Here is a 582-nt window from a genome sequence, read left to right as displayed (position 1 = left end):
GGCCAATTCGATAATCTGGTCATGAATTTTTGTCGGAATACGGTTCCAGACGCGACTTGGCACAGACGATTTATCTTCGAGCGCCTCCGGCCCGCCTTCAATAAAACGATCATACCAGCGATAAAACGTCCGCCGGGCGATGCCCAATTTGTCCAGCGTCAGTTTGGCCGACAAATGCGATTGCTCGACCAGCTTGATGATCTCGAGCTTTTCAGATGCACGATATCTCATGCGTCGTCCTCCCCATCCCCGATCATGCTTTTTTTAAGCAAACGGTTCTCGAGGGTCAGATCGGCAACGCATTCTTTCAAAGCGCGCGCTTCACGGCGCAGGTCCTGGACCTCGCCCGTGTTGGCCGCCCGCGCTGTATCCCCAGCAAGCCGCCTTTTACCGGCTTCCATAAACTCCTTTGACCACGTGTAATACAGGCTCTGGGCAATGCCTTCTTTGCGGCACAACTCAGCAATGCTGTCCTCCCCACGCAGCCCTTCCAGCACGATCCTGATCTTGTCTTCGGCTGAGAAATGGCGGCGCGTAGCCAGCCGGATATCCTTGATAATACGCTCGGCCGGCGCTTTGCCT

The 582-nt window shown here is 55.2% G+C and carries 1 pseudogene; it reads right to left on the bottom strand.

The window, feature by feature from the left end:
- Positions 1-582 (bottom strand): annotated as a pseudogene (locus tag B7364_RS07915) (helix-turn-helix domain-containing protein); the annotation flags it as partial.

Origin of the sequence: Aquidulcibacter paucihalophilus, assembly GCF_002105465.1 — a bacterium.
In the GTDB taxonomy this organism is placed as follows: domain Bacteria; phylum Pseudomonadota; class Alphaproteobacteria; order Caulobacterales; family Aquidulcibacteraceae; genus Aquidulcibacter; species Aquidulcibacter paucihalophilus.
Note: the sequence above shows the minus strand (reverse complement) of the source record. Positions and strands in the feature narration are given on the sequence as shown.